5 protein-coding genes are annotated in these 14,839 nt (G+C 34.1%); 4 read left to right on the top strand and 1 reads right to left on the bottom strand.

Translation table 11 applies throughout. The features are described 5' to 3' along the window. The first annotated feature begins 82 nt into the window (after positions 1–82). Both ACYU7A_RS00995 and ACYU7A_RS00990 read left to right on the top strand, forming a co-directional pair. Positions 83–2,839, top strand: a complete 2,757-nt coding sequence (locus tag ACYU7A_RS00995) for a T9SS-dependent M36 family metallopeptidase (RefSeq protein ID WP_460573550.1) — start codon at positions 83–85, stop codon at positions 2,837–2,839. Positions 2,840–2,983: 144 nt separating this feature from the next. After that, the gene (locus tag ACYU7A_RS00990) at positions 2,984–6,541 is read left to right on the top strand and encodes a T9SS type A sorting domain-containing protein (protein WP_460573549.1); all 3,558 of its coding nucleotides are present in this window, start codon (positions 2,984–2,986) and stop codon (positions 6,539–6,541) included. Positions 6,542–6,600: 59 nt separating this feature from the next. Here the strand turns inward: ACYU7A_RS00990 and ACYU7A_RS00985 are convergent, their stop codons facing one another. Further along, positions 6,601–8,382: a 1-deoxy-D-xylulose-5-phosphate synthase gene (locus ACYU7A_RS00985; protein WP_460573548.1), complete on the bottom strand. Its 1,782-nt coding sequence runs from the start codon at positions 8,380–8,382 to the stop codon at positions 6,601–6,603. Positions 8,383–8,419: 37 nt separating this feature from the next. Here ACYU7A_RS00985 and ACYU7A_RS00980 point away from each other — a divergent pair, with 37 nt between their 5' ends. After that, positions 8,420–8,863 carry a nucleoside deaminase gene (locus ACYU7A_RS00980; RefSeq protein ID WP_290833905.1) on the top strand — a complete coding sequence of 148 codons (444 nt, stop codon included), beginning with the start codon at positions 8,420–8,422 and terminating at the stop codon, positions 8,861–8,863. A 154-nt stretch (positions 8,864–9,017) separates the two neighbouring features. Then, the gene (locus ACYU7A_RS00975; protein WP_460573547.1) at positions 9,018–14,711 is read left to right on the top strand and encodes an alpha-2-macroglobulin family protein; all 5,694 of its coding nucleotides are present in this window, start codon (positions 9,018–9,020) and stop codon (positions 14,709–14,711) included. Positions 14,712–14,839: the final 128 nt, after the last annotated feature.

Below are 14,839 nucleotides of genomic sequence, written 5' to 3'. Positions count from 1 at the left end.
ATGATTTTCATGCAAAATAGTTGCTTTTATATGAAAATTAAATTAGATTTGTTATCCTATAAAAAAACTACAAAATAAAATTATGAAAAAAATTACATTTTTACTGATGATTTTGTTTACTGTTTTAGGTTTTTCTCAAGAAAATAAAGCAAAAATTCAAGCCTACCTAAACCAGAATAAAGCAAAATATAATTTAAGCGACCAAGACATTAGTGATTGGATTGTCGAGAGTACAGGAAATTCAGAGTCCACAAAAATTGACACCTATTGGATTAAACAAAGATATCAAGGTATTGAAGTTTTTAATGGTCTATCAAATGCATGGATTAAGAACAATGAAGTAATTAATATTGAAAATGGATTTATTTCAAATATAAGTCAAAAAATCAATACGACAACTCCAAATTTGTCAGTATTAAATGCTTTATCTAAAGGTTTTTTAGAATTAAATGAAATAAATACAAATGGAGAAATTGTTGAAACTATTAGTGCCAACGAATTCAAAATCTCTAATGGTATCGATGAAGGAATAAAAGCTGAATTGGTTTTTCAACCCATAGAAAATACGTTAAAATTAGCTTGGGATTATACAATACCTACTTCTAATGGTTCTCATTTGTGGAGCATTAGAATTGATGCAACAACAGGACAATTATTAGTAAAAAAAGATATGGTCATCTCTTGTAATTTTTATAATCATAATTGCGAAGCACAATCTTCAAACTTTTCATTTTACAAAGATATTTATAAGGAATCCAATGCTTTGCCAATTGTGCAGGTTCAAGGTGGATCCTACAGAGTTGTTCCTTTTAATTTTGAAAGTCCTAACCACACAAATAGACAATTAATTTCAAATCCTGAAAATGCTCTTTCATCACCCAAAGGTTGGCATGATGCAAATACTTTAACAGGAACAACTGCATCTTTAAAATATACTTATACACGTGGTAATAACGTTTGGGCTAGGGCTAACTATACCGGAACAGAAAGTCAAACAGCTCTTGAAACGAATTTACCATATTCTACGACTACAACAGCAAACGGTTATGCGCCGAATGGCGGTGCTGGTTTATCTTTCGATTACGCTTATGCAGGAACATCAGTTGCTGCAAATACTTACATCGATGCATCAGTAACAAACTTGTTTTACATGAATAACATAATGCATGATGTATGGCACAGATATGGTTTTAACGAAGTTAATGGGAACTATCAAGATAATAATTACGGTATTCCAAGTTCATCAGGCTCTGATGCAGTTTATGCAAATGCCCAGTATGGATCAACAGCAAGTCCTCAATCGCTAAACAATGCTAATTTTAGTGCTAATGTTGATGGAACTAGTGGAACGATGAGAATGTTTTTATGGAGTTATAGAAAAGTAACTCAATTATTAACCGTTAATTCTCCATCTGATATTGCTGGAGCAAAATATACTACAGATAATGGCTTTAATCCAGGTCATGTGAATGTACCTGTAGCACCTGCAATGATTCAATCAAATATAGTGCTTTATGATGACGGAACACCCGATGTTGGACAGACTGACAATGCTGACGGTTGTGCTGCGGCAACAAACGCAGCAGCCATTAATGGAAATATTACAATTATTAGAAGATCTACTTCTGTAGCCAATGGTGGAAATCCTTGCACCTTTGCAGATAAAGCATTAAATGCAAAAAATGCCGGTGCAACTGCTGTAATTATTGTAAACAATGACACTACAGCACCAAATTCAAGTGTTGGTATGTCAGGAGCAGATGCAAACATTACTATCCCAGTAATCAGTGTTTCATTAAATAATGGAGAGGCTATCATCACAAAATTAAAAAATGGAGAAACAGTAAATGCAAAAATTCAGTCTGATACACCTTTGAATCTTTTTGTTAATACTGATGGTGATTTAGATAATGGTGTTATTGCTCACGAATATGGTCATGGGATTTCTACAAGATTGGCTGGAGGAAGATTAAATTCTAGCTGCCTTCAAAATTATGATCAAATGGGTGAAGGATGGTCTGATTGGTTTGCCATGATGATGCAGATAAAGCCAGGTGATGTTGGTGAAACACCAAGAGGTTTAGCAACATTTGTAATTAATCAAGATCCAGACGGAGGTGGTTTACGATCTTATCCTTATTCTACAGATATGACTATCAATCCTCTTACTTATAATGATTCTAATTCTGCGATTCCATCAGACCCAGCAGATACTTCCTTTAGATATGTAAATGGTGATTTTTGGGCAACAGTGCTTTGGGATTTAAACTGGGCTTATATTCAAAAATACGGCTATGATGACAATAAATATACAGGCACCGGTGGTAACAACAAAGTAATGAGATTAGTGCTTGATGGACTTAAATTACAACCCTGTAGCCCAACAGTTGTATCGGCAAGAGATGCCTTGTTTGCTGCAGATCAAGCCACAACAGGCGGACAAGATTATTGTATGATTGCTGAAGTTTTTAGAAGAAGAGGTGTTGGTTTAAATGCTTCTGCAGGAAGTAATCAAGATTGTGATGATCAAGTCGAAAATTTTGATGCGTTTCCTACAGGTCCAAATTGTACTTTAAGTGTTGATTATTTTGAGAATAACGAATTATTTAGAGTGTATCCAAACCCAACAAACGACTTGTTAAACATAAGAATCAACAACTATGTAGGTAAAGTAAACATTCAAGTAATAGACATCAATGGAAGAATAGTAAGTGAATTTAAAAATGAAGATTTCAACACTGAGAAATCATTAAACTTAAACAACTTACAAGCGGGAATGTATGTTCTAAAAGTTAGTGGCGATAACCTAAACTTTACTCAAAAAATTATTAAAAACTAAAGTTAACTTTATTTCTTTTTTAAAACTCCGTTTATTTCTAAACGGAGTTTTTTTGTTAATATCCTGTTAATTAAATAACATTAAGATTAAATAAGGGTGAAATAATTTTCTTACATTTAATAAATTAACTATAAAACACACAACATGAAAAAACTATTTTATTTTTATTTTATGATTCTTGGATTTGTCAGTTATGGGCAGATACTACCAAATGGAATAAACAACGATTTAAGTCCTAACGGAGTGATGGATAATGTATTTGATCATTACGGTAATAAATACAAACTATCTGATATAAAAATTGAACCAGTAAAATATGCAAAAATAACGAATGCCATGCTTGGCACCTCTACTACGCCTTTACATTGTGGTTATTTTGATTTATATTTAGAAGATGGATGTGGTTTAAACACAACTGATACTGATTATATTAATCGTAGAAATGTTATAACAAGAGTTTTTACAGATTTATCAAACTTTATAAATTCACCATTAACAACTTCAGGTAAAAAGGTTAATATTTGGGTTAGAAATATGGCTAATATAACAGGTGTTCCTTCGAATGCGGTAGGATTAGCATCATCTTTCTACTGTGTACCTTATAACACTACTGCTGGCTTTGGGGGTATTGTAGACAACGAAATTTGGAAAACAATTCATATTGGTGATGATTCTTATAAAAATGTAGTTTCACCATTAGCTATAGATCCTTCGAATACTAATGCTACAACTACTGGCACCTTCTATCATGGAATGGTTGCTTTTCGATTTGATGGTACAGTAAATTGGAACACAAGCTTAACGGCTACAACTATTTCTAATACTGATTTGTATTCGGTAGCGTTGCACGAAATAACACATGCGATAGGCTTTACCAGTTTAATAGAGAGTAATGGAGCTTCAAGACTAGGTACAGGATTTAATTACTATACTCGATATGATTTAAAATTAAAAAATAGCACAAATACAAACACTTTGATTAGCAATACTGGTGCATGTAGTCCTATGTATAATTATACTTTTAATAGTTCCACACTAACATCTACAACCTGCTCAAATGCAATAAAATATATTGGCGCTACAACAGTTGCTACTTACACCCCAAGTGTATTTGCTACTGGGAGTAGTTTAAGTCATTTTAATTCATCTTGTACATCAGGCAATTTTGTAATGAATTCATCCATAGGAGCAGGTATTATGAGAAGATTTTATACCATTCAAGAAAAAAATGCTTTAGTAGAAATGGGATATACTGTAAATAGTAGTTTTGGGACTAGTACAACTTTTAATGGTTCTGCAACTTACACTACACCTCTAACAGGAATTCCAGTAGCAGGATTAAATGATGGCATAAATGCTAATGGAACTTATAAATATATAGGAAATGGATCATCTGATATTATAATTAATAGTGCTACAGATGCTAATTTAAAAATCCTAGCAAACGATCCAAATGCTACTGGATTTGAATGTTTACAGGATGTATTTGATACAACTGCTGTAATAAATACAATAGCTGGAACCACAACTTTTAGAAGTGCTGTTACTGGTTTACACTTATTGAGATATGTTCCTTTAAATGTAAATGGACTTAAAGGCAACATTACGTATATATATGTATATGTTAATGATATTTCAAATTGTGCAACTCCTTCTGTTTGTAATTTAGTTATTAATGGCGATTTCGAAACTCATACAGCCCTTAGCAACAGTTTAGGAACTATAGAAACCGCATGTGGGTGGTCAAATGCAAATGCTAATTACAATAATGGAGCCGATTATTTTAATGTAGATAACCCTTCTATTCTTGGTCATATACCATGCAATTTTGTAGGGTATGAAACTGATAATATTTCATCAAACAAAGGGTATGTTGGGATGACAGTACAATATTCACCGTGGACTTCATTAACAAATTCTGAAGTTATAAAAACAAGGTTATCAACACCACTACTACCAAATACAAATTACCAACTTAGTTTTGATGTCTCTTTAGCAGAAGGTTTAAATGATTCGACAATTAAATTTCAAGCTCTTTTATCTCCAACCTTTCAAACTTTTCCAGGATATGGCGTTATTCCAATTGACAACCAAAATATGTTCAAAGAGTACTCAATATTTTCAACTAAAACAGAAGGTTGGCAAAAAATATTGTTAAATTTCACAACGAGTGCAGGACTGGAAAACACTTTATATCTTGGTGCTTTATCTAATATACAATATCAACCAAATATTCAATCCCCACTTAACATTCACAATTGTAATTACACAATCCAATCAAACCCAAACAATTACATACGACAATATTATTATATTGATAATGTGAGTCTAATTCCATTAAACGGAGGTACATTTACACTTCCAACAACAATCTGCAGAAATCAACCGGTACCTGATTTAAGAAGCTATTTGTCAGGACTACCAACAACCGGTGTTTTTAGTGGTACAGGAGTTTCTTTATTCCCAAGTGGAGCCTACAATTTTAATACTACAGTAGCTCCGTTAGGGGTTAATACAATCACCTATAAATATACAAATTCATCCGGTTGCTTAGTTACAATCTATTGTAATACAAATGTTGTACAAACTCCAGCAATACCTGTTATAACAGGAAATAGTTTTTCATGCACTACAGCTGGAAACTCAAATTCCTACAGCATTCCTGCTTTAACTACCGGACAAACTGTTACTTGGACTATCACAAGCGGTGCTGGGACTATCACCAATGGAACTACTGCTACCCCAACCATTACTTGGACAACCTTACCTGCAAAACTTAAAGTTACAATTACAAATGCAGGCACTTGTTCGTCTACCTCAACGATATCTGTTGGAGTTTTACAAGCTTATATTACAGGAACTTCAACAGCATGCACATCACAAACTGCAAATGCTACCAAAACATATTCAACAACTTTAGCTTCTAATCAAACGGCGTTTTGGCAAATTATGAGTGGCTCTGGTACTTTTATGAGCGGTACAACAAGTGCTAGTGCAACTCCAATAATAAAATGGACATCACTTCCTGCAACATTAAAACTTACAATAACACAAGCAGGTGGTTGCTCAGTAACTAGAACTTTAATTATAACTTCACTTTGTACAGCAAGCTGTGCTTGTTTGGATGATTTAACATCAAGTTATTACACAAATATCTCAGATACAGGTGGTACTGCAATAGGTGTTGAACAGTCAACAATGTCAGATTTTTGTGATGGTTTTGTAATTTTCAATTTTGACTTTGGTGATGGTACTACCAGTGGTCCAACAGGCAACTATGTTGATCACTGCTACCCAACTAAAACTACTTATAATGTTGTTTGTACTGCAACTATGACAAATGGATGCTCAAGAACTATTTCCTTTCCTGTATTAGCGGATCCATGTGTAATCCCACCATGGACTCCGCCAACAGTATCAAGCAAACAATCTGAAAATCTGTTAAATAATAATTCAACAAACTATCAGATTGAAATCAATCCAAACCCAACAAACGACTTGTTAAACATAAGAATCAACAACTATGTAGGTAAAGTAAACATTCAAGTTATTGATATCAATGGTAGAATAGTAACTGAATATAAAAATGAAGATTTTAATACTGAGAAATCATTAAACTTAAACACCTTACAATCTGGAATGTACATTTTAAAAGTGAATGGTGACAATGTTAACTTCACTCAAAAAATTATTAAAAATTAGTTTTTTAGTTTATTAAATTCAAAAGCGACTTATTGTTTAGTAAGTCGCTTTTTTTATTCTTATAATTCAGACAATAATTTTTCTAAACTTTTAACGTCAATTTTACACATTTGTTGCAACTCTTCTACTGTTCCGTGTTCGATAAAATCATCAGGTATTCCGAGCGTTTTTATGGTGTTTTTATAATTATTTTCAGATGCAAATTCGATAATTCCAGAACCAAATCCACCTTTGATTGCTCCATCTTCAATAGTTATTATGATGTCAAATGAATTGAAAATTTCATGCAACAACTTTTCGTCTAATGGTTTTACAAATCCAAAATCATAGTGAGCAATTTCATTAGCATTTGCAATTTTATCTAAAGCCAAACTTACATTGTTACCGATAAAACCCGTAGATAAAACCGCAATTTTAGTTCCTCTTTTCAACAAATGTGCCTTCCCAATTTCAACATTCTGAAATCTGCCTTCTGAAATCTGTTCTCTGAAATTTGCAAACTTTCCTCTTCCTCTTGGATATCGAATAGCAATTGGATGATTCAATCCTAATGAAGCAGTATACAATATGTTTCGCAAATCGATTTCATCTTTAGGAGCATAAATAATCATATTTGGAATGCATCGCAAATACGCCAAATCAAAAACGCCATGATGCGTTGCGCCATCTTCTCCAACCAATCCTGCTCTATCCAAACAAAATATCACAGGTAAATTCTGCAAAGCCACATCATGAATCACTTGATCGTAAGCGCGTTGCAAAAAAGTAGAATAGATATTGCAAAAGACTACCATTCCTTGCGTTGCCATTCCGGCTGCAAGAGTCACAGCATGTTGTTCTGCAATTCCAACGTCAAAAGCTCTGTCAGGAAAAGCATCCATCATGAACTTTAATGAACTTCCACTTGGCATTGCAGGTGTAATTCCAATAATATTTGGATTATTTGTAGCCAATTCAACTAAAGTTAAACCAAAAACATCTTGAAATTTTGGAGGCAAATGTTCTTCCGATTTTGGATGAATTTCTCCAGTAGTTTTATCAAATTTTCCAGGTGCATGATATTTCACTTGATCTTCTTCGGCTTGTTGCAAACCTTTACCTTTGGTAGTAATTATATGCAAAAACTTTGGCCCTTTTACTTTTTTCAATCGTTCCAATTCCGAAATTAAAGCCTCAAAATCATGTCCGTCAATTGGTCCAGAATAATCAAAGTTCAACGACTTTATCATATTATTCTGCTTCGGGTTTTTTCCTTCCTTAACTGATGTCAAATAATTTTTCAAGGCACCAACACTTGGATCAATTCCGATTGCATTATCATTTAAAATTACTAGCAAATTTGCATCGGTAACTCCAGCATGATTTAATCCTTCAAACGCCATTCCACTTGCGATTGATGCATCGCCAATTACCGCAATATGATGTTTATTTTCACCTTTCAACTGAGAAGCAATCGCCATTCCCAAAGCCGCAGAAATCGATGTTGAGGAATGTCCAACACCAAAAGTATCATAAACACTTTCGCTACGTTTTGGAAATCCAGAAATGCCACCAAGTTGACGATTGGTATGAAAAATGTCTTTTCTTTCAGTTAGAATTTTATGTCCATAAGCTTGATGACCAACATCCCAAACCAATAAATCATTTGGCGTATCAAAAACATAATGCAATGCAATTGTCAGTTCAATCACACCAAGACTTGCACCAAGATGACCTTCTTTTACTGAAACCACATCAATAATAAAATCACGCAACTCTTTAGCCAATTGAGGCAATTGCGATGGTTCTAATTTTTTCAAATCAGATGGATTATTGATGTTTTGAAGTAAATTTTCTGACATGTAGCAAATGTACGAATTGAATTCCTATTTTTGTTCTATGGAAAACATTTTCACCGACGAATACTTCATGAAAAAAGCTTTGCAAGAAGCCGAAACTGCTTTTGAAAAAGGCGAAATTCCTGTTGGTGCTATTATTGTAATTGATAACAAAGTCATTGCAAGAAGTCATAATCTTACCGAATTATTAAACGATGTCACGGCTCATGCCGAAATGCAATCGATAACAGCTGCTGCCAATTTCCTTGGTGGAAAATATTTAAAGGATTGTACTTTATATGTTACACTCGAACCTTGTCAAATGTGTGCCGGCGCTTTGTATTGGAGTCAAATTTCAAAAATTGTTTTTGGTGCTCGAGACGAACAACGCGGATTTCAAACTTTAGGAACAAAATTACATCCAAAAACTCAAGTAAATCAAGGTGTTTTGGCTCAAGAATGTGGTGACTTAATGAAGCGTTTTTTTGCCGAAAAAAGAAAGTAGAAAAATTCCTTTTTTTACAAGAAAAATAGTCCAAAAATTTATTTTACATTTACTACAATATTTAAAATTTATTTCTGTTATAGCATTAATTGAAAGTGTTAAAAAAGCATTTTTTTCAAGACAAAAAGTTCTAACCAATAATTCCATTACTTTTATGAAAACCAGCAAGTTAATCGGTTTGTTTCTTGCAATCTTTGTATTGCATTCTTGTTCTAAAAAATCGGCAGCCGATTTTGATTCCGACTTCACTTTATACAAGGATTATATATCGAGTTTTTCTTCTGGTTTTGTATCGGTCAGTTCCGATATTCGTGTGCAATTGGCATTCAATAAAAGTGATTGGAAACCCAACCAAGAATTAGACGAAGATTTGTTCGACATTTCTCCAAGTATTTCAGGAAAAGTGGTAGCACTTTCTAACAATACCATTGCTTTTATTCCAAAAGATAAATTGGAACAAAATACGTTGTATCAAATTACGCTTCATCTTTCGCAAATCAATGATAAGACGCCGAAAGAACTAGAAGATTTTAAGTTTTCGATAAAAACCATCAAACAAGATTTCATTGTCAATACATTAGACTTACAATCCTATGATAGAGACACTTATTATTTGAACGGAACTATTAAAACCGCTGATAATTTATCATTTGAAGACGCTCAAAAACTATTGAAAGCAACACAAAATGGTGATGATTTAAAAATTATTTTTGATAAAGCTACAAGTACTTCAACGGAATTCAAATTCACAATTGACAAAATAAAACGTTTCGATGACGACAGCGAAATTACCATCGCTTGGGATGGCGATGATGCTGATATTGAGCAAGAAGGTGAAGTGAAATATCCAATTCCAGGCAAAAATCAATTCAAAGTTTTAGACATTAAAATTGGTGACGAAAACAACCAATCTTTATTGATAAACTTCTCCGATCCATTAAAAAGAGATCAAGATTTTAAAGGATTAATCGCAATTGAAAATACTAACAATTTGAAATTTGCCACAATGGGCAACGTTTTGAAAGTGTTTTTCAGTAATGAGGCCAAAAATTCTGAAGTAGATAAAGGAAATTCAACTGAAACTATCACAGAAAGTGTAACTGCTGCTGTTGATTCGGTCGCTGTTGCTGTTGACACTGCTGCTGTTGCAGTTGATTCGGCTGTAGCTTATGTTGCACCAGTAGTTGAAGCTGTTGAAGAAGAATCCAATGTTCAATCGTTTGCCGGAACAAAACTAGTCGAAGTTTTTCAAGGAATTGAAAGCGAATACGGCTACAAAATGAAGCAAAATTATTCTGAAAAACTACAATTTGAACAAATAAAACCAGCCGTTCGCTTACTAAAAAGCGGTACTATTTTACCAAGTTCTAATAATTTAAAAATTAACTTTCAAGCTGCCAATTTGAATGCTGTTGATGTAAAAGTGTATAAAATTTACAAAAACAACATCATGCAATTCTTGCAAAATAATGAACTTAACGGAACCCGAAATCTAAAACAAGTAGGACAATCGGTCGCCAAAAAAACCATAGAATTAAAACAAAACAACCTTCTCGATTACACCAAATGGAATACCTATGCTTTAGATATTTCCAAAATTGTAACTCCAGAACCTGGTGCGATTTATCGTGTAGAATTTTCATTCAAAAAGAAATATTCTCTTTACAAATGCGGAAATGAAACGCCAAATAACGAAGAAGAAAATCAAGATTCTGAAGAAGAAAACGAAGACGACGTCAATTATAGCGGCAACAATTACGACTATTACTACTACGAAGAAGATTATGATTACAGAGAAAGTCTTGATCCTTGCACCGACTATTATTATTACAACAACACAACCATTGGAACCAATATTTTAGCAACGGATTTAGGTGTAATTGCAAAACGTGGAACAGATAAATCCGTGACAATTGCAGTTAGCGATATTGTTTCTACTGATCCAATTTCTGGTGCAACCGTAACTTTATACAATTACCAACAACAAAAAATTGCCGATTCAAGTACGGATGGTGATGGAATGGCTTCATTTCAATTAGAAAAAATTGCCTATTTCGCAATTGTAACTAAAGGTGATCAAAGCACTTATGTGAAATTGGATGATGAACTTTCGCTTTCACTGAGTAACTTCGATGTTTCTGGTGAAACATTACAAAAAGGATTGAAAGGTTATTTGTATGGTGAACGAGGCGTTTGGCGTCCGGGTGACACGTTGTATTTGTCGTTTATTTTGAATGATAATGCCAATAAATTACCAGAAAATCATCCAATAAAAATAAAACTAAACGATCCAAACGGAAAAACCGTGTATCAATCGGTTCAAAAAGGAACGGCTTTAAGTCATTATAAATTTATTGTTCCAACGCAATCTAGTGCGCCAACTGGAAATTGGGAAGCTGTGGTAAGTGTGGGTGGCGCTCGTTTTTACAAAAGCATCAAAATTGAAACCATAAAACCCAATCGTTTAAAAATTAAAAATAGTTTTAATGGAACGATGCTTTCTACAAGCAAAAACAATGTCAATAACATACAAGTGTTATGGCTTCATGGTGCTATTGCAAAAGATTTAAAAACCGAAGTTCAAGCCAAATTCTCCCAACAAGTTACAACGTTCAAAGGATTTGACAAATATGTTTTTGATGATCCGACAAGAAGTTTTTCAACGGAAGAAATCAATATTTTTTCAGGAAAAGTGGATGGAAATGGTCGTGCATCGATTCCAATAAAACCAACGCTTCAAGGTCAAGCGCCAGGAATGTTGAAAGCTGCTTTCATTACGAAAGTCTACGAACAAGGTGGCGATGTTTCTACTGATGTGGCTTCAACAACTTATTCACCTTACCAGACTTATATTGGTGTAAAAGCTCCAGAACCTAACAAATATGGTTTATTAGAAACCGGAAAAGCCAACCGATTTGATATTGTAGCCGTTTCTGAAAATGGAAAACCAAAATCAGTTCAGAATCTAGATGTTCGCATTTACAAATTAGAGTCACGTTGGTGGTGGGATGCTTCCAATGATAATTTGTCTAATTATAGTTCGTCGACTTCAACAATTGCTTACAAAAATTTTAGGGTTTCTACCGATTATTCAGGAAAAGCAAGCGTTTCATTTGTAGTTCCAGAAAACGATTGGGGTAATTATTTAGTTCGTGTTTCCGATCCAAATAATGGTCACGCCACAGGAACAAGAGTTTACATCGATTCGCCTTATTGGTCAGCTCGTTCTAAAAACGAAGATGGAAAAGCCGCGACAATGTTACGTTTTTCAACGGATAAAGAAAAATATGCTGTTGGTGAAACTGCTAAAATATTCTTCCCATCAAGTGAAGGCGGAAGAGCTTTAATTTCTGTGGAAAACGGAACTAAAGTCGTAAAAACACTTTGGGCAAAAACCAAAAAAGGTGAAACTTCTGTCGAATTACCAATTACAGGTGAAATGGCGCCAAATGTTTATCTTAATGTAACTTTATTGCAACCTCATGCTTCTACTAAAAACGATTCGCCTATAAGAATGTACGGAATTGTTCCAATAGAAGTTGTCGATAAAAACACGGTTTTAGAACCACAAATTTCAATGCCAAATGTACTTCGTCCAGAGCAAACGGTGAATGTAAAAGTATCTGAAAAACAAGGCAAAGCAATGACTTATACCATTGCAGTAGTTGATGAAGGTTTGCTGGATTTAACGCGTTTCAAAACTCCAAATGCTTGGGATAATTTCTACACTCGTGAAGCATTAGGCGTTAGAACTTGGGATATTTATGACGATGTAATAGGTGCTTATGGCGGAAAAGTGAATCAAGTTTTTGCCATTGGTGGTGATGCCGATTTAGGTGGCGGAAAAGCTAAAAAAGCCAATCGTTTCAAACCAGTTGTGATGTATTTCGGACCCTTTGAATTAGGAAAAGGCGATTCTAAAACGCACAAAATAAAACTTCCAAAATATATTGGTTCCGTTCGTACCATGGTTGTGGCTGCCAATAAAGAAAATAGCGCTTACGGAATGGCTGAAAAAGCTACGCAAGTAAAAAGTCCGTTGATGGTTTTGGCTTCGTTGCCACGAAAAATTTCTCCTTCAGAAAATGTTACGATTCCAGTGACGCTTTTTGCAACAGAGAAAAACATTAAAAATGTAACACTTCAAATCAAAACTAATAGTGCTGTTAGAGTTCTTGGAAAAGCAAGTCAAATTGTAAAATTCACAGAGCCAGACGAAAAAATGGCGTATTTCAATTTAAGTGTTGGAAATGTCACAGGAATTGGAAAAATACAAATCATCGCCACATCAGGAAAAGAAAAATCTACTTATGATGTTGAAATTGATGTTACTAATCCGAATCCAGTAACTACAACTTACACCGATATTATCATTGAACCAAATAGCAGCAAGAAAATCTCTTGGGATTTATTTGGAGTAACCGGAAGTAACAAATCTAAAATGGAAGTTTCATCGGTTCCAACAGTCGATTTTAGTCGAAGATTGGATTATTTGATTCAATATCCGCATGGTTGTGTTGAACAAACTACATCATCGGTTTTTCCACAATTGTATTTGAATGATGTAATGGATTTAGACGCGACTTACAAACAACGAATTCAGAAAAATGTAACCGCAGGAATCCAAAAATTAGGAAATTTCCAAATTGCAAATGGAGGATTTGCCTATTGGCCAGGCAATGCTGAAGCAGACGATTGGGGAACTTCTTATGCAGGACATTTCTTAATTGAAGCAGAGAAAAAAGGATATGTTTTACCAATTTCTTTCAAAAATAAATGGATTTCCTATCAAAAGAAAATGGCAAAACAATGGCGTTTTGAAAAACAATATGGTAACGATTTTGCACAAGCCTATCGTCTCTACACTCTTGCTCTTGCAGGTTCCGCCGATTTAGCTTCGATGAACAGACTTCGTGAAACGGTTGGGATTTCTAACGAAAGTAAATTGCGTTTGGCTGCAACTTATGCAATTATCAAACAAAATTCGGCAGGTTTGGCCTTATTGAGCAAATCAATGATTGACGAACAAAACGAAGACGGTTACTACTATTATTATGGTTCAAACGAAAGAAATCGTGCGATGGCTTTAGAAACTTTAGTGTTGTTAGGTCAAAAACAAAAAGCTTTTGCAATGGCAACAAAATTGGCAAAAAATCTTTCAAGTAATGAATGGATGAGCACACAAACAACTGCTTACGGATTATACGCAATGTCAAAATTTGCACAAAGTAATGGTAGCAAAGGCGTTTCGGTTCAATATACAAATGGAGGAAAATCAGTTGTGATTAATACCAATAAAACTGTTGCTCAACGAAATTTATCTTTAGTTTCAGGTACTAATTCAGTTACGATTAAGAACAACAAGAATAACACTATATTCGTTCGTGTCTTGAATAGCGGAATTCTTCCAGTTGGAAAAGAAAATGTTGTTCAAAACAACTTGACTGCCAACGTAGTTTTCAAAAACCGAAAAGGAAAAGCAATTTCAGTAACCAAAATAGCTCAAGGAACAGAATTCATTGCAGAAGTTACACTAACAAATCGTAAAAACGAGCGAGTAGAAAACATTGCGCTTTCGCAAATTCTACCTTCAGGATTTGAAATTGTAAATACTAGATATACTGAATTTGGTGAATCAACTTTCAATGTTGCTGACTATATCGACATTCGTGACGATAGAGCCAATTACTATTTTAGTCTTCGTGGTGGCGAAACAAGAACTTTCAAAATCTTATTAAACGCATCGTATTTAGGTAAATACTACTTACCAGGATTACAATGTGAAGCTATGTATGACAATGAATTCTTGGCTCGAACTAAAGGTCAATGGGTTGAAGTAGTGAAATAAATTATTAACCGCAAAGGCGCCAAGAAAGCGCAAGGTTCGCAAAGTTTATTTCAATAGGCTTGAGAATCAAGTGTAAAAAAAAATCAACTTTGCGGTTAATCAACTAATCTTTGCGAACCTTGCTAAAA

It is taken from the genome of Flavobacterium koreense (genome assembly GCF_054776075.1).
The sequence above is the reverse complement of the archived record's forward strand: the minus strand, read 5'-3'. Positions and strand labels throughout refer to the sequence as shown.